The 19,540-nt window shown below is 56.6% G+C and carries 13 protein-coding genes; 3 read left to right on the plus strand and 10 right to left on the minus strand.

The genetic code is table 11. The features are described 5' to 3' along the window. The first annotated feature begins 238 nt into the window (after positions 1-238). Positions 239-2,272, plus strand: coding sequence for a glycoside hydrolase family 3 protein (locus BXP70_RS16925; RefSeq protein WP_086595296.1), 2,034 nt, complete (start codon positions 239-241; stop codon positions 2,270-2,272). A 121-nt stretch (positions 2,273-2,393) separates the two neighbouring features. Here the strand turns inward: BXP70_RS16925 and BXP70_RS16930 are convergent, their stop codons facing one another. From BXP70_RS16930 to BXP70_RS16965, 8 genes are all read right to left on the minus strand, one after another. Then, positions 2,394-4,262 (minus strand): M1 family metallopeptidase, encoded by a 1,869-nt coding sequence (locus tag BXP70_RS16930; RefSeq protein WP_086595297.1) that lies wholly within the window; start codon positions 4,260-4,262, stop codon positions 2,394-2,396. Between the two features lie 200 nt (positions 4,263-4,462). Beyond that, on the minus strand, positions 4,463-4,867 hold the full coding sequence (locus BXP70_RS16935; RefSeq protein ID WP_086595298.1) for a response regulator: 405 nt from the start codon (positions 4,865-4,867) through the stop codon (positions 4,463-4,465). Positions 4,868-4,923: 56 nt separating this feature from the next. Then, positions 4,924-6,657 (minus strand): PAS domain-containing sensor histidine kinase, encoded by a 1,734-nt coding sequence (locus BXP70_RS16940; protein WP_086595299.1) that lies wholly within the window; start codon positions 6,655-6,657, stop codon positions 4,924-4,926. Continuing rightward, positions 6,650-6,979: a circadian clock KaiB family protein gene (locus tag BXP70_RS16945; protein WP_086595300.1), complete on the minus strand. Its 330-nt coding sequence runs from the start codon at positions 6,977-6,979 to the stop codon at positions 6,650-6,652. Before BXP70_RS16945 ends, BXP70_RS16940 begins: the two co-directional genes overlap by 8 nt. A gap of 10 nt (positions 6,980-6,989) precedes the next feature. After that, positions 6,990-7,280 carry a circadian clock KaiB family protein gene (locus BXP70_RS16950; protein WP_086595301.1) on the minus strand — a complete coding sequence of 97 codons (291 nt, stop codon included), beginning with the start codon at positions 7,278-7,280 and terminating at the stop codon, positions 6,990-6,992. A gap of 41 nt (positions 7,281-7,321) precedes the next feature. Further along, positions 7,322-9,055, minus strand: a complete 1,734-nt coding sequence (gene kaiC, locus BXP70_RS16955; RefSeq protein ID WP_086595302.1) for a circadian clock protein KaiC — start codon at positions 9,053-9,055, stop codon at positions 7,322-7,324. 278 nt (positions 9,056-9,333) lie between these two features. After that, positions 9,334-10,431 carry a Smr/MutS family protein gene (locus BXP70_RS16960; protein ID WP_086595303.1) on the minus strand — a complete coding sequence of 366 codons (1,098 nt, stop codon included), beginning with the start codon at positions 10,429-10,431 and terminating at the stop codon, positions 9,334-9,336. Between the two features lie 204 nt (positions 10,432-10,635). Continuing rightward, on the minus strand, positions 10,636-11,643 hold the full coding sequence (locus tag BXP70_RS16965; protein WP_143436545.1) for a DUF2279 domain-containing protein: 1,008 nt from the start codon (positions 11,641-11,643) through the stop codon (positions 10,636-10,638). 162 nt (positions 11,644-11,805) lie between these two features. On the opposite strand from BXP70_RS16965, the gene BXP70_RS16970 reads away from it, so the two are divergent. After that, entirely contained in the window at positions 11,806-14,646 is a 2,841-nt protein-coding gene (locus BXP70_RS16970) for a DUF4961 domain-containing protein (RefSeq protein ID WP_086595304.1), read from the plus strand. 184 nt (positions 14,647-14,830) lie between these two features. Here BXP70_RS16970 and BXP70_RS16975 read toward each other — a convergent pair whose 3' ends face one another. Then, positions 14,831-15,679 carry an N-acetylglucosamine kinase gene (locus tag BXP70_RS16975; protein WP_086595305.1) on the minus strand — a complete coding sequence of 283 codons (849 nt, stop codon included), beginning with the start codon at positions 15,677-15,679 and terminating at the stop codon, positions 14,831-14,833. A 345-nt stretch (positions 15,680-16,024) separates the two neighbouring features. On the opposite strand from BXP70_RS16975, the gene BXP70_RS16980 reads away from it, so the two are divergent. Beyond that, positions 16,025-18,613, plus strand: a complete 2,589-nt coding sequence (locus BXP70_RS16980; RefSeq protein ID WP_086595306.1) for a cellulase family glycosylhydrolase — start codon at positions 16,025-16,027, stop codon at positions 18,611-18,613. A gap of 81 nt (positions 18,614-18,694) precedes the next feature. Here BXP70_RS16980 and BXP70_RS16985 read toward each other — a convergent pair whose 3' ends face one another. After that, a complete protein-coding gene (locus BXP70_RS16985; RefSeq protein WP_086595307.1) occupies positions 18,695-19,486 on the minus strand; it encodes a SusE domain-containing protein in 792 nt (263 codons plus the stop codon). Between the last annotated feature and the right edge of the window lie 54 nt (positions 19,487-19,540).

Genomic DNA, 19,540 nt, shown 5'->3' on the forward strand with positions numbered 1-19,540 from the left:
ATTTTCGTTTACTTACAGTCAGCTAAAGCTAGCGTGTATGCTGCCTCAGCAACGCTATTCTAGCGCCTACTATATACCTACGTGCGAAGCGGTAAAGCCAACGCTGCGTAGACCCTAGGTTCTGTTCCAAAACAACCCCACCCAACTGCCCATGCGAGACTTCTACACACCAAAAATTGCTTTTCCTTCAGCAGCAATCCCAAACCCGCTGCAACGAGGAAGCCGGGCGCCATGGCTGATGGGCCTGACTTTGCTGGCCTTCCTTGCTGCCCCTCCAACGCATGGGCAAACGAAAGCCACCACGCAACAACCGGTTCTAGGGAGCCGCTCGGCCAAGATTATTCAGGTGGGCAGCCTAAAATTCAAGGACCTAAATAAAAACGGGAAGCTCGACCCTTACGAAGACTGGCGCTTGCCGGCGGAGGCGCGGAGCAAGGACCTACTCGCCCGCATGTCGGTGGAGGAGAAGGTAGGGTTTATGCTGATCAGCACCACGCGGTTGCAAAATGATTGGGCCTTCGAGGCGCCCAAAAACAAGGAGCCAATTACCAGCAGCTTTAACGAAGAAGATCTGGTGGCTACCACTAACATGTTCACGCGCAAGCCCTTGCCCGTGCCCTTGATGAATGCCGCCGGCACCACGAAAGCCGTGACGCAGTACCACTTGCGCCACTTTATCCTGCGGGCTAGCACGAGCGCCCGCACCATGGCGGAGTGGGTCAACAAGCTTCAGGCACTTTGCGAGCAGCAACCGCTGGGCATTCCGGCCATCGTGGCGTCTAACCCGCGCAACCATGTGACGGCCACAGCTGCCATCGGTACCAGCGTGGGGCAAACGGCCTTCTCGACCTGGCCCGGCGAGCTAGGTTTGTCGGCCATGCGCGACTTGAAGCTGACCCGCGAGTTTGCCGACATTGCCCGGCAGGAGTGGACCGCTACCGGCCTGCGCAAAGGCTACATGTACATGGCCGACCTCGCCACCGAACCCCGCTGGCAGCGCGTAGATGGTACCTTCGGGGAGAATGCCGAGTGGGCCGCGCAGATGATAACGCAGGTAGTGCTAGGGTTTCAGGGCGTCAAGCTAGGTCCGACTTCCGTGGCCATGACGACGAAGCACTTCCCCGGTGGTGGCGCCGGCAAAGACGGCCAAGACCCGCACTTCGACTGGGGCAAAACCGAGGTCTTTCCTGGTAACTTGTTGGCCAATAACCTGATTCCGTTCAAAGCTGCCATCAAAGCGGGCACCTCCGCCATCATGCCTTACTACTCCATGCCCATCGGCACCAAGTACGAAGAGGTGGCCTACGCCTACAATAAAGGCGTCATTCACGATTTGCTGCGTACGGAGCTAGGTTTCAAAGGCATCATCAACTCCGATACGGGTCCGATTGAGATGATGCCATGGGGCGCGGAAAGCTGGTCGATTACCCAGCGCTACCACCGGGCCTTGCAAGCGGGCGTCAACATCTTCGCGGGCACCGCCGACCCCACTGAACTCCTGAAAACCGTGCAAGCTAACCCCAGCGATATGGCCCTAGTCGACGACTCGATCCGGCGGCTCTTGTTGGAGAAGTTCACCCTAGGTCTGTTCGAAAATCCCTACGTGGACGAAGACGCTGCCGAAAAGATTGTGAACAACCCGCAGTTCGTGGCTCGCGCCAATGTGGCCTTGCGCAAATCCGTGGTGCTGCTGCGCAATGACACCAAAGCCTTGCCGCTGAAGGCGAAAACCAAGGTGTACTTTGAGTCTTACCAGAAGAAGTACGGTACGCCAGATGCTGGGCCCGGCGAAGTGTACGCTGCGAAAGAAAACCAGCCGTCGAACCTGGAGTTTGTAAAAACACCCGAAGAGGCCGATGTCATTCTGCTGTGGCTGAAGCCTAGTGGCAAGCCGCTGTTCGCCTCCGACGGTTCGCCGCTGTATCTGTCGCTCTCCAAAAACGCCGTGGATATCAACTACATCAACGCGCTGACTGCGAAGAAGCCCACCATTCTGGCGGTGAACTACACTAGCCCGTGGGTCATAAACGAAATCTATAACACCGATACGAAAAGCCGTTTTCAAGGGGTGCTAGCCACCTTCGGTACTACACCGGATGCAGTGCTGGATGTGGTGAGCGGCAAGTTCAACCCCAGTGGCAAGATGCCCTTCACCACTCCGGTCTCGGAAGAAGCCGCTAAGAACCAGAAGGAAGACGTGCCAGGGTATCAGGAAGGCGCTGCATATCCGCTGTTTAAGTACGATGAAGGGCTGAGCTATTCGGTAAAGTAGCTAGGTCACGTTGTGGGTACGCATTTGAGGAGAATGAAACGGAGCACAAGAAAAGACCGCCCAGAAAGGTGGTCTTTTCTTGTGCTCCGTTTTGAACGGGTTTCGGCCTTATCTCAACTAGTTATTTCCCCTCCCACACATTATCCTTCGGGTAGCTATCTGGCACGTAGGTGCTACCGAGCGTCACCTTCTTCACCACTTTATCAGCCGGGAAAGTCACATTTACCGACTTTTCGCCCTTTTCCCATACTTCGATGGTGCGGTGGATTTTCTGAGTAGAATTGTCCGCGAAGGTCACGGTCAGGTCTACCGGGACGGGCTTGGTGCCTTTCGCTTCGACTACAACTTGGTAACCGTTGCCCTGCTTCGTGACAGTGGCAATAGCTAGGTCGGGGTAACCTAGGTCGAAGAACCAGCGCTGCCAGAACCAGTTGAGATTGCGGCCGGCACCAGCGTTCATGCTGTTGAAGAAATCGTAGGGCATGGGATGCTTGCCGTTCCAGTTTCGGATATAGGTATGCAGGGCCTTAGTAAACAGCTCGTCGCCGAGTAAGTCCTTCACGTAGAGGTAGCCTAGGCCGGGCTTAGGGTAAGAGTTAAGGAAAAACGGCGTACCATTCTGCTGGGTGGTGAGCATGGTGATAGGCAGATCGGCTTCGGTGTCGGCGGCGCGGGCGTAGGGCGTCACGCCATATTCATCGGTGTACTTGGGCTCAATGAGCGAAGAAATAACCCACTCGCCGATGGTCGCCCAGCCTTCATCCATCCAACCGTACTTGGTTTCGTTGATGCCCATGTAGAAAGGGAACATCGTATGGAAAATCTCGTGGTCGGTGAGCGTAATCACGTCCTCGCGCTTGTCGAGCGGGTTGTCGTTCACCATCATCGGGTACTCCATCTGGTCGAGGCCGTCGAACACGGTTTCGTGGGGGTAGGGGAAGGGCCACTTCGGGAAGGTGTAGCTCATGGCCTCCACGGTGCGGCGCGCAAAGGCCGTCACTTCCTCAAAATCCTTGTGCTTAGGGTTATACACGGCATCCACGCGGGTGCGGCGTTTAGTAGCGGGGTCGACGACGAGGCTGCTGGCCTGCCACACGTAGTGGTCGGCGGTGGCAAACACGAAGTCGGTCACATTTTGCGCTTCGAAGTGCCAGGTATTCTGAGGCTTGTTCGCCGTAATATCGCGCCGGCCTAAGTCGGCAGCGTCGATGATGGTGGTGATGCCATCTTTCTGACCAGCTTCTTGGAGGCGCTTCGCGTACTTTTTATTGAGCACCAGATCGGCGTTGGTTAGGTCGCCGGTAGCCCACACCACGAAGTTTTTGGGCACCGTCACGTCGGCTTTGAAGTTGCAGAAATCGTTGTAGAACTCCGCCGAGCCGGTGTACGGAATGCGGTTCCACCCGTCGATGTCGTCGTACACGGCGATGCGCGGGAAGAAGTACGCCACAAAATCGGCGCCGGGCTCAATTTCGCCGGTGCGCATGTGTGAGCCTTGGTTGAGCGTGTAGCTGTAAGTGACCAGCACCTGCGTTTTCTGCTTGGGGCCAATAGGTTTCACTACTGGCACTAGCATATTCGTGGCATCAATGCGCAGCTTGCTCACGTCCAAGGCCTGCCCGTTGATGCTCATCTGCTGAATCTGCACGCCATCTGTCTCGTCCTCTGGCTTGATCGCGCTGGCACGCGGAGCCCCTTTCTGGTAGTAGTTGGGGTACAGCTTAAAGAGAATCTGCCGAAGCGTATCCGGGCTGTTGTTCTGGTAATCAATGGCTACCGAACCTAGGATACGCCGAGAAGCAGGATCAACGTTTACCTTGATGGCATAGTCGGCGGTATTCTGCCAATAGCTAGGCCCAGGTTGTCCGTTGGGCGCCCGCGTGCCTTTGGCGTATGTGGCCTCTAGGTTGCGCGGAATCGGTAAAGGTTGCTGAGCAAGGGCTGCCGTAGTGCCCGTAAGAAGTAAGCCGAAGAAGAGGGTGCGAAGCATAGCCGCAAGGTACGCAAGGATTGTACCTTGCCCTAGCTACCGCAACAGCGCAAGGTAGATGCCGTGTGTTCCAAGCAGCGCGAATCCACGCCGTGAACGTTGAGTCGTAGGAGCCGGATAGGAGTGTAGGGAGGCGTCAGTTGTCACGCCACCTAGGTCCTCCACGACCAAATCGCGACGGGTGCGGGTAGGCAGAGCGCCTAAAAGTGGTTCTGCAAAATAGCTTGCATCTTCTCTGCGGTGAGCGGCTTGCTCACAAAATCCGTTACGATGCTAAGCCGCTGCACCCGTTCAACATCGCGCGGATGCAGAGACGTCGTAAGCATAATAATGACAATAGCTTGCTGCTGCGACAGGGGCATTTGCTGGTAAGCTTCCAGAAACTGAATACCATTCATGCCCGGCATGTTCACATCCAGTAAGATCAGGGCTGGGTACGTTGGTGCCTGAGGCTCGGCTGGCTGGGTCAGCATGTTAAGGGCCTCTTGTCCGTCCTGCGCTACCAGGATCTGCTCGGCTATACCGAGCTTTTTAAGTAGCAACTGGTTAAGAAAGTTAGTGGTCTGATCGTCATCCACCAGCAGAATACAGGAGAGCTTAGACATTGAGAACGCAGTGAGTAGGGCGCTTGCACAAGTGAAAATAAACCAAAAAGAGGACTTTACGCTGGCAACTGAGCGTCGTGCCGAAAGTAAACGGAGAAAGTGGAGCCAATACCAGCCTCACTACGGACGGTGAGCTTGCCGCCCCCGTTCTCTACCATTCGCTTCACCATGTACAACCCAACTCCAGAGCCCTCAATACCAACGTGAAAGCGCCGAAACATCTGAAACAGCTCGGCCTGCTGATCTTGGTTCAGACCTAGGCCGTTGTCATGTACTTCCAGCACGATATATCCCTCTTTTTGCTGACAATGCAATTGTACGCGTGCCGTGCGCTGCGGGTGTCGGTATTTAAGCGCATTGCTCAGCAAGTTGTAAACAACTGAGCGCATGTTTTTGCTCGAAAAGGACACCGCCGGGCACGCTACAACATTCACTTCCACGTGCGCATTGGCCTGCTTGATCAGCGGCTGCAAGTCCAACTGCACATCCTGAATAATGGTAGCTAGGTCTACCTGGGTGACAGGCTGGTGATGCTCCTTTTGCAGCTTAATGACGTCGCTTAGGTGCGAAAGGGTGCGCTGAAAGCGCGCTACGGCCTCTTGCATCATGCTCAGCAGGGGCGTTACGGCTTCCCCTAATTCGCCGTCAGTCGGCAGCTGCTCCTGTAGCTCATACACCAAGCCTTCAATGTTGGTGATGGGTGCCTTCAAGTCGTGCGAGGCTGTGTAGATGAAGTTGTCTAGGTCCACGTTGACGCGGATCAGCTGCTCGTTGTTGGTGCGTAGTTGCTGCTGGGCTTCTGCTTCGCGCTGCTGCCCTAGCTTGTGCTCGTGAATGTCGGTATAAGTGCCAATCCACTGAATTACTTGTCCTTGCTCGTTGCGGGAGGGCAACGCCCGGGCCAGCATCCAGCGGTATTCGCCATCGGCGCTACGAATGCGGCATTCCATCTCCAAGGCCTGCGAAGTCCGTAGGCACTGCTGCCAGTATTCCATAACCACTGGCAAGTCGCTAGGATGCAGCTGAGCGCGGATGTCGTGCGGAATAGAGCGGCGCAAAGGCTGCCCAGTGTAGTCGAACCAGCGCTGGTTAAGATAAGTGTTGTGCCCGCTAGGGTCGGCTGTCCAGGCAATATGCGGAATGCCTTCCAAAATACGACTGGTTTCGGCGGCGGCCTGCTCCACCGCTTGCCGGGCCTGGGCCTGCGCTTTCAACTCTTCGTTGGTACGCGCCAATAAGTCGTTCTGCTCCACCACCCGGGCCCGAATGGCGCTGATTTCTCGCTTATCAGATAGGTCCGTGACAATGACGGCCAGCATAGGCGTGTTGTTGAATGACAACACGTTCAGGCCGAGCGCAAAGGGCTGCAATAGTCCGTTGGCCGTCGCCAGAGACATCTCGCCCTTGCTACGACCTGCCCAGCCAGCGGCCAGCAGCAGCTCCCAATAGACCTGCTGCTCGGCAGGAACAAAGCTTCGGAAAGAGGTGCCCATGATGGCTTCCATACGCTGGCCAAGCAGACCGGCTAGGCAGGCATTGCAGTACAGCACCGTGGCATCCTGGCTCAGCAGCAGCGCCCCCTCATTCATCTGCTCGATCAGGGTGCGGTAGCTTTGATCCGCGCCCTCCAGGGTGAAGATACGTGGCCCTTCGGCGGCCTGCACGGCTAGCGCATCTATGGTGCCGGTGCGGATGGCCGTAATAAGCTCCTCGGCCTCTTGCAGCTGTTGGCGTAACAGCTCGTTCTCCTGGGCTAGCTCAGTAGTGGTAAGCGGCAGACGATCAGCCATGCAGGTAAGGGTCGTTGGGGTCAGGCGTAAGATCAAGTAGGGCTAGCACCCGCTCCCGGTCCGACAAGTCGCCGACCAGCCACCGTGCGCCGCCCGGACTACGCTTAACCAACGTGGGGGCCGCAACGATGCGAGCTTCCTGCGCCTTTTCTGGCTGCTGGTATATATCGACAATTTGAAGCTCGTAGCGCCCTGCCAGATACCGGTCGCAGATATCTTTCAGGTTGCGTACAGCCCGCGTTGAGTTGGGCGTAACCCCCGTAATATATAAATGTAGCACGTACGCAGTCCCGCTCGTATCCTCGCCTTGCTCTGGTTTCATATCGCGCGGCTTACTTCGGGTCAATGGGTCGGATGTCTAAGCCAACCAGCACGCGCTCCTGATTTGAGAGGTCACCAATAATTTTACGGATGGGGGAGGGCACCTTGCGCACCAGCGTCGGGATGGCAAGTATTTGGTCGCCTTCCGCTAGCTGCGGATGTTGCAGTAGGTCAATAACTTCCAGTTGGTAGCGTCCCTTCAGGTGCTCCTCGCAATACCTTTTTAGATTGGCTAATGCTGTGACAGATTTAACTGTTTGGCCGGCCACGTACAACCGCAATTCCCAAATTTCTTCGTCCATGAGTAAGAGTAGGGGGCCGAAGGCATTCCCTAGATAGGGTATTAGGAATGAGTAGGAGCAGCAGGTGAATTACCGGCCAACGGCGCGGGGTTTCCCTTCGCAATCTGCCGGCGGCCCTGCGAGAGGTCTTCGCGTCGTTGTTCCTCTTCTTGGTTGGTTTGGCGTAATTCTTCCTCCACTGATTCGAACTCCGTGCGTAAGTTGGCAATGGTAGCTTCCAGTACCCGGCGCTTGCGCTCCAGTTCCCGCTCGCGGCGCTCAATTTCTTGCTGAGCCGCTGTTGCTAGTGCTTGCTCCTGCAAGAACTGCGTATGGCGGCTAGCCCCCGTGATGATGCCAGTGGGCCCAAGTACCACGTCGAGCAGACGGACCCCCTCACTTGTAACGAGGAACTCCCGCACTTGGTTGGAATGAGCCATGCCCCGGGCCTTCAGAATACTCAGGCCACGGTTGCGCTCCCCAATACCTTCCAAGTCGCGCACGTGGAGCCAAACGTCAACCAGCGAAGAGACACCTTCTTCGGTCATTTCTTGGTTGGCGTTGCGGCCGCTCACTAAGGCCGTAAACAAGGCGGTAATACCTTTTACCTTGAGGTAGTCGATTAGGCGGGTGAGCATGCCTCGCACCTCCACCAAGCTTCCCACGGACACGAGGTTGCTGATGGGGTCGATGATAACGGTTTGGGGTTTGTACTGCCCGATTAGCTTATGAATCGTGACTAGGTGCTGCTCCAAGCCGTTCAGCGTTGGCCGTGAGGCTTCGATGTGCAGCAAGCCTTGCTCAACGTACGGCCGCAGGTCCATACCCACGGAAAGCATGTTGCGGATAAGCTGCTGCGGCGATTCTTCAAAAGCAAAGAACAGGCATTGCTCGCCCCGGCGACACGACTCCAGCGCGAAAGCGGCGGCAAGCGTCGTTTTGGCCGTGCCCGCCGTGCCCGTGATGAGTGCGCTGCTGCCTCGGTACAGACCACCACGCGTGAACATCTCATCTAGGCCCGGCACCCCCGTCGATACTATCTCGTTGGATACCTCGTGCGTTAGCTTGAGCGACGTAACGGGCAGCACCGAAAGGCCGTCCTCGGTGATGAGGTAAGGATATTCGTTTGTGCCGTGTGTGCTACCCCGATACTTCACGATGCGCAAGCGCCGGGTCGTAATTTGGTTTACAACCCGGTTGTCGAGCAGAATTACGCAGTCGGATACGTACTCTTCCAGTCCCTGCCGGGTGAGTTGTCCTTCGCCCCGTTCGGCCGTAATGACCGTAGTGACGCCCTTGTCTTTGAGCCAGCGGAACAGCCGTCGAATTTCGGAGCGTAGAATAGCCTGGTTGGTGAAGCCGGAAAACAAGGACTCAATTGTGTCGAGCACCACGCGCTTGGCACCAATACTATCAATGGCGTACCCGAGCCGAATGAACAAGCCCTCCAGGTCGTACTCGCCGGTTTCCTCAATCTCGGAGCGGTCGACGTGCACGTGGTCGACGCGTAGCTTTTTATCGGCTTGTAGCTGTTTTAGGTCAAAGCCCAGTGAGGTCACGTTGGAGGCTAGCTCCTCAGCCGTTTCCTCAAAAGCCATGAGCACGCCGGGCTCATCGAACTCCTGAATGCCCCGCACCAGAAATTCTATCCCCATCAGCGTTTTGCCGCAGCCGGCGGTGCCACAAATCAGCGTGGGCCGGCCGCGTGGCAGCCCGCCCTCCGTGACTTCATCAAGACCTTCAATACCGGTAGGAGCTTTGGCAAGAGCTGCTAGTGAGTGGGAAAGAGTAGACATTACAGCAGGAACAAACAGAAAACAGGATGCTTCACTAGGCAAGGTACAACCAAGAAAACCGGAAAACTAAAACAGGGGCGCCGGTCGGCAAGCTGCGCGCCGGAAATGTCGTGCTTGCTTTTGAGGCAAACGACTAGCTTGAACGCCTGCGCCTACTAGGCGCTACTAGCTGCTGCTCGCCGGGCACCGCCTAGAGTGCCCGCCTAGGTCGTTTGTTGCCACTGCCTACAGGCTTTAGTCCTGTACCTAGGTAGTGTAGCGAGAGGAGAAGCAACCGTTTACTTCAGGCGCACCAGGGTGGCACCGTAGCCAAACTTTTCCTTGCGCGCATCTTCGAAGAACTTGATGTCTTTGTTACGACTCAGCAGCTTATGAATTTCCTTGCGCAACGTGCCGTTGCCAGAACCATGAATAAACACGATTTCGTGCATGTTGGTAGCCAGGGCACGACTCAGAGCATCCTCAAAAGCATCAATCTGGAGCTTGAGCATGGCCGTATTGCTCAGCGGCGGCTCTGCTGTTAGGGCTTCCGGGTTGAGCGCTTCTAGGTGCAAGTCGAACTCGTGCGATGGCGGCACGATGGCTTTGACCGGCTCCGGCGCGGGCGCTATGGCAGCGGGCTTGGGAGGCGTGTTGCCCGTCAGTTGCTGCTTGAGCTGCTCGGCCAGCTTCTCGGGGGCTAGCACAACGGGGGCAGCGGGCTTTTCATCCAGCTGGAACAAATACGCTTCTTTTTGCAAAATAGGCGCTTGCTGGCGGCTGTTGTAAAAGGTAGCTGCCTTGAACTGCTGGCGTTTGGTTAGCAGCTCAAACGCTGTGTTGCCGTTTACGCGGTGCGGTAGGAGCTGAATAATGACGGCCGGCCACTGTTCAAAGTCCTTTAAGTGCCAGTGCGCCAGCGGACGACTGGTTGCCTTCGGACCTAGCTTATCCGACGACAAGCCGCGGTATTGTCCCTCGCGGTCTTCGCCGTAGGTGAAGAGCAAGTCGCTATCGGTGTTATTGACGAGGTAGGTCGCTAGCAGCTCCGGCGACTGGTGTACCAAAGCTAGGTACAAACCTTTCTGCACGCGCACGGGCTCGGGAGCCGGCGCTTTTGTTCCGGTTTTGGAAGCAGCAGGTGTTGGCTTAGTAGTAGAGCTAGGGGTGTTCTGGCGGGTGCCAGCCGCCGCCGCATTGCGCTCAGCAGCAATAGCAGTAGCCGTTTGACCAAAAGCTTTTTGCTCTTCAGCCGCTACCACCACTACTTCGCGGCGCAATACTGGAATCGTGAAATCATTATCAATGGCTACTTCTACCAGGTCGTTGTCGAGCAGGCGGGTGATGATGCCCTCCTCACGACCGGTGAGCAGGCGTACTCGGTCTCCTACATTCATGATGCTTGTTGCTGGGTGTGGGGTAAAGGTAACGTTTGCGCGCCCGGAAAGATCTCAACGAAGGGTAACGGAGCAAGAGAGTAGCTGCGTAGACGAACAATTGAGTAGCAGAGGAAGGTCGTTCAACAAGAACTGAAGAGCCATCTTCGGCACTGTTGGCTGCCTCGCTAACTACGGAAGGTCATTCCATTACTCAGTTACGCGCTACCAGTACAGGCCGCGCACGACGAAGCCCCGCCGGTTATTAAATTCCAGCGCTGGCGCTGGGAGATGAAAAATGCTGGCCACGTAAAACACGCGGCGTATGAGCTTACTACGCGTAGGGATACGAAGCAAGTTGATGTCGAGGGTGAGATAATATTGGCGGTAGGCGCGCAGCCCTAGGGCGGCGTTGCGGCTAGGGTCGTTGTACACCATTTGCTGTGCGCCGTAGCCAACGGCTGGTTGCAGCCACTTGGGCCAAGGGCTTTGCGCTGGCAGCCAAGCAGCTAGATCGGCGCAAAGCCAATAGGTATGGCCGTTGTAGTCTTTTAAGTATTGCTCTCCCAACGATTTGCCGAGCACGTTGGGGCGTAGTTGGGCGTAGCGGGTGGTATGAAAGGAATACTTCGGCATGAGGCGCACTTCGCCCCACGTAAGCTGCTGCCCTACTAGCGCCGCCGAGCCAAGGAAATTAGCGGCTAGGTCGGTGGCGGAGGCCCCGTAAGCGGGGTCGCGGCCGTCGAGCAGCTCGATTGGGCTTTGCAGTAAGAAGCCCACGAAGCCGCCGTACCAGATGGCCTGCTTATCGGGGAGGCCCGTCCAACGCAGCATATCCACGGCCCCACGGCTTTCGTGGAACGCGCCCCAGAAGTGCCCGGCCTTGTCGAGCTGTTTCCACTCGGGCCAGTCATTAAACCAATGCAACGGAGTGCGCGGGCCCGTGTACCAGGCCTCACTCAGCAGCACCAGGCCGCCTGTGTACGCCACCGCCAAGCCACCCGCCAACAAGGGAAGTCGCCGACCTAGGTGCGCAGAATCGGGGGCGGATGGTGGGCGCCGCAGCACGGTTTGGGCCGTAAGGCGGGGCCGAACAGAGTCAGCAGTGGAAGAAAACGATTGGTAGGCAGAAGCCTGGGCGCGTGCTTGCCCCCGCGAGAGCCAACCGACGCTGGCGAGAAGCACAATCTTGGGCCACGCAGCAAAAAAGGAGGAAACAGAGCAACGCGGCATAACTAAACAAAAGAAGGCTAGGGATGTAGCCCAATTATTCGACTAGTAAAATAGAGCTAGCTAGGTCCCAAAGCTATAAACAAAAGTGACGGTCCACTTGGCGGCCAACTGCTCGTATGCGTATCTACTTCTCCTTTTTACCACCATTCCACCTCTTCTTTTATGCATAAACTTCGACTCTTGTCGGGCCTGATCTGGCTGCTGTTGCTTGTTGGCCTAGCATCTGCCCAGGCGCAGGTGGTCACCACGCAGCCCTACTTCTTCCGCGATGATACACCCGTTACCCTCACCTTCGACGCTACCAAAGGCAACGCCGGGCTTGCCAACTTCACCGGGCCAGTCTACATCTGGACGGGGGTAGTAACCAACCTTAGCACCAGCAACACTAACTGGCGCTACGTGAAAAGCCCAAACTTCAACCAGGCTGACCCCGCCGCGCTCATGACGCGCAGCGCCACCAACCCCAATCTGTACACCATCACCTTCACGCCGCGCACGTTTTACAACGTGCCTGCCGCAGAGCAGATTCTCCGCCTCGGTATGCTGTTCAAGGACGCAGCCGGCAATACCATCGGCCGCGGCGACGGGGGCTCCGATATTTTCGTGGATGTGTTTCAGGGGGGCTATGCCGTGCGCATCACGAGCCCTGTTACGGGCGGCAACCCACAGTTCGTGACGGCGGGGGCTACCGTGACGGTAAGCGCCGCGGCTTCGGCCTCCTCTCGCCTAGAAGTGTACCTGAACAAGGCATTGCTATCGGGCCAGTATGGCGTTACTACCATCTCGTACTTGTTGCCCCTAACGCAGGCTGGCCGCAATGTGGTGCGAATTCAAGGCAACAGCGGCGCGCAGACCGTTTCCGACTCGGTGGTGTTCATCGTGCGTTCGTCCGACGTACCTACGGCTGTCCTGCCCGCTGGCACTAAGGATGGCGTAACCTACCTTTCCAGCACTTCCGTCCGCCTGAAGCTTACGGCGCCCGAAAAGCAATTCGTGTATGTGCTCGGCGATTTTAATGGTTGGCAGCCCACCCAGGTCATGAATCGCACGCCCGATGGCAAAGACTGGTGGCTCGATATCACCGGCCTGACCCCGGGACGAGAGTATGCTTACCAATTTTTGGTAGATGGACAGTTGCGCGTGGCCGACCCCTACACGGAAAAGATCCTGAACCCCACCGACGACCAGTACATTCCGGCTGTCACGTATCCTAACTTGAAGGCGTACCCTGCGGGGCTCACGACGGGCAACGTCTCGGTGCTACAAACCGACCAACCTAGCTACAACTGGCAGGTTACGAACTTCCAGCGCCCGAAGAAAACAGACCTCGTCATTTACGAGCTGCTCCTGCGCGATTTTGTGGCGCGCCATGATTACCAAACCCTGCGCGATACGCTCAGCTACTTGCAGCGGCTCGGGGTAAATGCGATTGAGCTGATGCCATTTAACGAGTTTGAAGGCAACGAGAGCTGGGGCTACAACCCGTCGTTCTACTTTGCGCCCGACAAGTACTACGGCACCAAAAACGACCTGAAGCGCCTGATTGATGAGTGCCACCGCCGCGGAATGGCCGTGGTGATGGACATGGTACTAAACCACTCCTGCGGGCAAAGCCCCATGGTGCAGCTTTACTTTAATGGCGCTACCGGCAAGCCCGCGGCGAACAGCCCATGGTTTAACCAAGACGCCACGCACCCCTTCAACGTGTGCTACGACTTCAACCACGAAAGCCCGTACACCAAGTATTTCAGCAAGCGCGTGATGGAGTACTGGCTCCAGGAGTATCACATTGACGGCTACCGCTTCGATCTTTCTAAGGGCTTCACGCAAAAGCAAAGCGCAAACGTGGATGAGTGGAATAAGTATGATCAGTCGCGGGTGAACATCTGGCAGGATTACCGCAACACGATCGTTGGAGCCGACCCCGGCGCTTTCATCATCCTGGAACACCTCGGCAACAACGACGAGGAGAAAGTACTGGCCGACCTAGGTATGCTGTTGTGGGGCAACATGAACGACAGTTACAATCAAGCTACCATGGGCTACACCGACCGCTGGGATTTCAGTGGCGGCTACTATGGCGCCCGCACCTGGACGCAGCCCAACCTAGTAACCTACATGGAAAGCCACGACGAGGAGCGCCTCACGTTTAAGAACGTCGCCTATGGCAATAGCGCCGGCGCCTACAGCGTGAAGAACCTGAACACGGCCCTCGCCCGCGACGAAATGGCCGCGGCGTTCTTCTTCCCCGTACCCGGCCCCAAGATGGTGTGGCAGTTCGGGGAGCTAGGCTATGATTTCAGCATCAACAGCTGCCCTGATGGTTCTGTCAAAGACGAGTGCCGCACCGCCAACAAGCCCATCCGGTGGGATTACCAGCAGGTGCCGGCCCGCAAACAGCTTTACGAGGTGTACCGCAGCCTGATTGCGTTGCGCATCAATGAGCCGGTGTTTGAAAACCCGGCTAGCTATACCCAGCAACTCGCGGGCGCGGGCAAAACCATCCACCTGACGGACCCGCGGCTGAACGTGACCATCATCGGGAACTTCGACGTGGTGCCAACTAGCGTAAACCCAGGTTTCCAACAGGCCGGCACGTGGTATAACTACTTGACCGGTGCGACACGCGTTGTGACGGACCCGAATGCGGCCATCACCTTACAGCCCGGCGAGTACGCTGTGTACACCTCGCGGCGCATCACGCGGCCAGGGGTGCTAGCTAATAAGGCGGCGCAGCAAACAGCCCTGCGCCTAAGCGCGGCTCCGAACCCCGCCGACGCCACCGCCACGCTACGCTATGAGTTAGAGCGTGCGGCCCCGGTCAGCGTCACGGTGACGAACTTGCTAGGTGCTACCGTGCGTACGCTGCCCACTACCACACAGCAAGGCATCGGCGCGCACGAGCTGACTCTCTCCACCGCCGACCTAGCAAACGGCGTATATCTGGTGCGCTTGGCAGCCGGTACCCAACAACAAACCACGCGCGTGCTGGTAAGGCATTAAGCTAAATAGTCGATTGCCAAAGGACTGGCTGCTCTTGTTAGGGCCTAGGGGCTTATGTCAAGCCGTAATAACAACCCGGTAAAAAGGCCGGCTCCCACCTGGGAGCCGGCCTTTTTATTATTGGTTAGGTAGAGTGGTAATCAACCAATTAACCTGTCTAAGCATTGATCTTCAGCACGCAGCCTTACTTCTTGTACGTTGCGTGGTAGGTAACCAAATCATCGATAGGGGAGCGGATGATTTTACCCACTTTCATACCGTACTCGTTGGCAACTTGCGCCAGCGCATCGCGGAAATTGTAGCCAACCGAGCCGATACAGTTAAAGGTGTACGACTGGTAGTTGGGGTAATGCAGCACAATGTTCTTGAAGAACGCCTGAAAACCCTCTACCACAATCTCGCGGCAGTAGCTGATGTTGTTGTGGTCGTAGGCAAACTTGGCGAAGCTAGCCAGGAACCGGTTGGGCAAAGGCTGATTATACAGCCGGTCCAAGATGTCGTCGCGCTCTAGCTTGTAGGTATCCCAGAAAATGGTCTGCAAGCCGTCGGGTAGCAGGTCGCGCATATAGTCGCGCAGCAGGCGCTTACCAATAAACGAACCGCTGCCTTCGTCGCCCAGGAAGTAGCCCAAGGAATCGACGTTGTAGCTTACTTTTTCCCCGTCGTACACGCAAGAGTTAGTGCCCGTGCCGAGAATAGCGGCAAAGCCGGGCGTGTCGCCGAGCAGGGCGTGGGCCGCCGCCAGCAAATCGTGGTCGACGTGCACTTCGGCGTTGGGGAAAGCCTGGCGCATGGCCTTGGCAATTTTTTCGGCCTTCTCCGCCGACGAAACACCGGCCCCGTAGTAGTACACCTGCTGTACCTGGTCGCGTGGCAGCGTGTCGGGTAAGTTTTTGTCGAGTGACACCGCCACGTCTTCCGTCGAAACGAAATCGGGGTTGTAGCCTTCGGTATTGAAATAAACACGGTTTCCAGCATCATCGAGCTGGCACCAGTTGCTCTTGGTGGAACCGCCGTCGGCAATAAGGATCATGGGTAAAGCGAAATCAGAGTGGCAAACAAAGAAAGGGTTCGGCTAGGTACGATACACAGGCGCCGAAGTAGCGAAGCACGGAAAAGATTTTGGTAGATAAAAATATAGAGTTGCTCCCTATTCTTTTTCGAGGCTAACAAGGGATGAAGCCCGCTCGCCCGACTAGTAAGAATAGCAGGTAAGAAGCCAATCGACTGGTACCTGTTTTCCCCGAAAGCAACCTGCTTACTCGGCCAGCAGCCTAGTCGATGAAAGTGGGTTGGCTGCTCGGCCTAGCTCCATTTTTTCCATTCCTAAGCACGAAAAAGGTCTGCTCCCCTTCATCATTTATCAGTTAACTAGTACATGAACAAGAGTTTCACGGTCTTGCTGCTCGCCTTCTGTTGGGCCGCTTTGTTAACCCCCGCTGTTGCCCAGCGCCCCAAACAAACCAAGCAGGGCGATGTGTACGTGGATAAGAAGGGAGTGCTCCGCTGGCAGCAGGGCAAGCAAGAAGTTGCCTTATTTGGCGTAAACTACACAACTCCATTCGCTTATGCCTACCGGGCGCACCAGCAGCTAGGTGTCTCGCCCGAGCAAGCCATTGCCCAAGACGTGTACCACCTGTCCCGACTAGGGCTTGACGCTTTTCGGGTGCACGTATGGGACATTGAAATCACGGACACGCTCGGCAACCTTCAGGAAAATGAGCACCTGCGCCTGCTCGACTATTTGGTGGCGCAGCTGAAGCAGCGCGGCATCAAGGCCATCCTGACGCCGATTGCCTACTGGGGCAACGCCTACCCGGAGCCCACCAACACGGGGCCTGGCTTTTCCAGCATCTACTCCAAGCAGCAGGCCTACACCAACCCGCGGGCCATTCGGGCGCAGGAAAACTACCTGACGCAGTTTTTGAACCATCGCAACACGTACACCAAACTGCTCAACCGCGAGGACCCCGACATCATTGCGTTTGAGGTGTGCAATGAACCTAGCTACCGCAAGCCTGAAGAACCAGTAACGTCGTTTGCCAACCGCATGGCGCAGGCTATTCGGGCCACGGGCTGCCGTAAGCCGGTGTTCTACAACATCGCCGAAAACCCCAGCGTGCACGACGCCATTTTAAACGCCAACGTCGACGGACTGACCTATCAATGGTACCCGCAGGGGCTGGTGAGCGGCCACACGCTACGCGGCAACTTCCTGCCTTTTGTTGATCAGTATCCTATCCCATACCAGAAAGATGCACGCTTCCAGCGCCGAGCCAAGATGGTGTACGAGTTTGAGTCGGCCGATATTCTGCAACCGGTGATGTACCCGTTCATGGCCCGCAGCTTCCGCTCGGCCGGTTTCCAGTGGGCCACGCAGTTCGCCTACGACCCCATGGCCATTGCCTACGTCAACACCGAATACCAAACGCATTACCTCAACCTAGCCTACACGCCTTCCAAAGCCCTGAGCCTGCTCATTGCCTCGCGGGTGTTCCACGACGTAAAGCGCGGCCAAAGCTTTCCGCGTTACCCCGCCGACTCGCTGTTCGATGCTTTCCGCGTGAGCTACCGCCAGGGCTTGAGCGAGATGAACACGGCCGCAGACTTTTTCTATACCAGTTCCACTCAAACTGCGCCGCGCCAAGCAGCTAGCTTGCAGCACGTGGCAGGCGTAGGTTCGTCGCCGGTGGTGCGCTACCAAGGCACGGGGGCGTACTTTCTGGATAAGCTAGCGCCTGGCGTGTGGCGCTTAGAAGTGATGCCCGATGCCGTAGCGTTGCGCGACCCGTTTGAGCGTACTTCACTGCAAAAGATCGTCACGCAGATCGTGTGGAACGATCAACCCATACGCGTAACCTTACCCGACCTAGGTGCCGCTTTCACGGTGCAAGGCCTGAACGAGGGCAACACCTTCAACGGAACCGCTACCAACGGCAACGTGGTACTGCGCCCCGGCGCATACTTGCTAGCAGCCTCCGGCAAAACGACTGCTGCCTGGACCGCTCAAACCGTCGTGAACAACCGGAAGCTAGGTGAGTTTGTGGCTCCGCCAGCCACCAACCTGCCGCCCCAAGTGGTGCACACGCCCGCCGTGCAAGCTACGGCCGGGCAGCCGTTGCAAGTCATGGCGCAAGTTGCTGGTGCTGATGCTGCTGATAGCGTGATGCTGGTGGCGCGCTCGTACTACGGTGCTACGCGGGTGCTGCCCATGACGCGCCCCACCTTGCTCACCGCCACTGCTGCGGTGCCCGCTGAATTGATGCGAGCCGGGCTGTTGCAATACTGGATTGTAGTGCGCAAGCCCCAGCAAGCCCTAACGTTTCCCGGTGGTTTTGCCGGAACGCCCCGCGACTGGGATTATTTTCACAATGAGCACTGGGAAGTATCGGTAGTGGCTCCCAACGCCCCGCTCACGCTCTTCAACGCACAAGACGATAAAGAGCAAGTAGACGTAGCAAGGCTAGCCCGCAGCAGCTATAGCGACTACGTGACTAGTGCGGCGGGCACCCTCAACTTGCGCTTGTTGGTACCGACACCGCGCACCGGCGAGCCTGCCAACGAGCCTGGTCCGGCCATTGCCCTGCGTGCCTACCTAGGCCAGAAAATGCAGGCGCGGGCTACGGCACTCAGCGGCTTCAAGGAACTGGTGGTGAAGGCCCGCGCTAGCCAACCGGGCGCTAGGGTGAAAGTGGTGCTAGCCACCAAAGATGCCGCCGCGTACTCCGTTGCCGTACCGGTAACGGAAGTAATGCAGGAAATTCGCGTCCCATTGGCCAGCCTCCGGCCTGATGCATTGCTTCTGATTCCGCGGCCATACCCTAGCTTCTTGCCGCTCACCTTCCAAACTACGGCCGCCCCAAAACCATTGGTGCTAAGTGAAGTAGAAGTACTGCAACTTATCCTCGACGCGGGTGCGGAGGGTACAGCGCCTAGCTTGGATATCGAGTCGATCTGGGTCGAATAGCGTAACCAATAGACTTATGTCCAACAAAAAAGCCGCTGATTATCAGCGGCTTTTTTGTTAACTCTAGGTTCTGGACGCTTACTATTGCTTCAAGGAGTACGTCTTGTTATTTAGATCTAAAATGACGGTGTAGGTACCGGCAGTCGTGACCATAATATCATTGCCCGGATTTGTATCGATAGGAGCGGTGCCGCTGCTATTTCTAGTACTAGTAGAGCCGTAGCTGGTAACCCAGGCCTTATTCAACCGGAACTTGAACGCCCCTGCATTCAGTGCACGCTTCGTCGTGTAAGCTTTCAGGTCACAATCATAGGTAAGCTGTACATCAGTATCCCAATCAACTCCCGCAGGTCCGATAATCGACCATACGTCTGCAGTAGGAGGTACGCACGCTTTGTAGATGGTAGCCGTGAGCGGAACGGTTGGCGAAAGCACGGGGCTGTTGGCGGCGTAGCTAGCCTGCAAACGCACTTCTAGCGGTGTTGCTGTGCCGGGCGTAAGACCTAGGGTAGTCAGGCTGGAGTTCAGCGCATCTACGGTTACAGCTGTGGTAGGGCCGTTGCCGGCAGCAATGGATACGGGGGCCGCAAAGTTGTTGCCCTGCTTATCTAGTTGCAGGTTGTATGTAACCGCCGGATTATACGGGTGCTCGACCTTATCCCACGTGAAGGAAGTAATAGGCATCCAGGTGTACGTAATCGCCGTTTGGGCGCCATTAGCCTGGTTGAGCACAACTGTGTTGGTGGAGGCGGTTAGACTAGGTGTGCTATTGGGCTTCAGCGTGGCCTTTACTTCATCTTTCTCGCAAGCCGTGAAAGAAAGCGCCGCTATAGCAAATAGGCCCGCCAGCGCTTGGGTAAGCCGATTTTTCATGATTTGTCTGGTAAAAGTGGGAAGTAGAAAAGCTGTTCCTCTTATGAAAAGAGG

It is taken from the genome of Hymenobacter crusticola (genome assembly GCF_002154225.1).
Taxonomy (GTDB): Bacteria; Bacteroidota; Bacteroidia; order Cytophagales; family Hymenobacteraceae; genus Hymenobacter; species Hymenobacter crusticola.

Excerpts from the sequence above, each read along its gene's own strand:
- BXP70_RS16925 (WP_086595296.1), top strand. The coding sequence starts at position 239 with ATGGGCCTGACTTTGCTGGCCTTCCTTGCTGCCCCTCCAACGCATGGG.
- BXP70_RS16930 (WP_086595297.1), bottom strand. The coding sequence starts at position 4,262 with ATGCTTCGCACCCTCTTCTTCGGCTTACTTCTTACGGGCACTACGGCA.
- BXP70_RS16935 (WP_086595298.1), bottom strand. The coding sequence starts at position 4,867 with ATGTCTAAGCTCTCCTGTATTCTGCTGGTGGATGACGATCAGACCACT.
- BXP70_RS16940 (WP_086595299.1), bottom strand. The coding sequence starts at position 6,657 with ATGGCTGATCGTCTGCCGCTTACCACTACTGAGCTAGCCCAGGAGAAC.
- BXP70_RS16945 (WP_086595300.1), bottom strand. The coding sequence starts at position 6,979 with ATGAAACCAGAGCAAGGCGAGGATACGAGCGGGACTGCGTACGTGCTA.
- BXP70_RS16950 (WP_086595301.1), bottom strand. The coding sequence starts at position 7,280 with ATGGACGAAGAAATTTGGGAATTGCGGTTGTACGTGGCCGGCCAAACA.
- kaiC (WP_086595302.1), bottom strand. The coding sequence starts at position 9,055 with ATGTCTACTCTTTCCCACTCACTAGCAGCTCTTGCCAAAGCTCCTACC.
- BXP70_RS16960 (WP_086595303.1), bottom strand. The coding sequence starts at position 10,431 with ATGAATGTAGGAGACCGAGTACGCCTGCTCACCGGTCGTGAGGAGGGC.
- BXP70_RS16965 (WP_143436545.1), bottom strand. The coding sequence starts at position 11,643 with ATGCCGCGTTGCTCTGTTTCCTCCTTTTTTGCTGCGTGGCCCAAGATT.
- BXP70_RS16970 (WP_086595304.1), top strand. The coding sequence starts at position 11,806 with ATGCATAAACTTCGACTCTTGTCGGGCCTGATCTGGCTGCTGTTGCTT.
- BXP70_RS16975 (WP_086595305.1), bottom strand. The coding sequence starts at position 15,679 with ATGATCCTTATTGCCGACGGCGGTTCCACCAAGAGCAACTGGTGCCAG.
- BXP70_RS16980 (WP_086595306.1), top strand. The coding sequence starts at position 16,025 with ATGAACAAGAGTTTCACGGTCTTGCTGCTCGCCTTCTGTTGGGCCGCT.
- BXP70_RS16985 (WP_086595307.1), bottom strand. The coding sequence starts at position 19,486 with ATGAAAAATCGGCTTACCCAAGCGCTGGCGGGCCTATTTGCTATAGCG.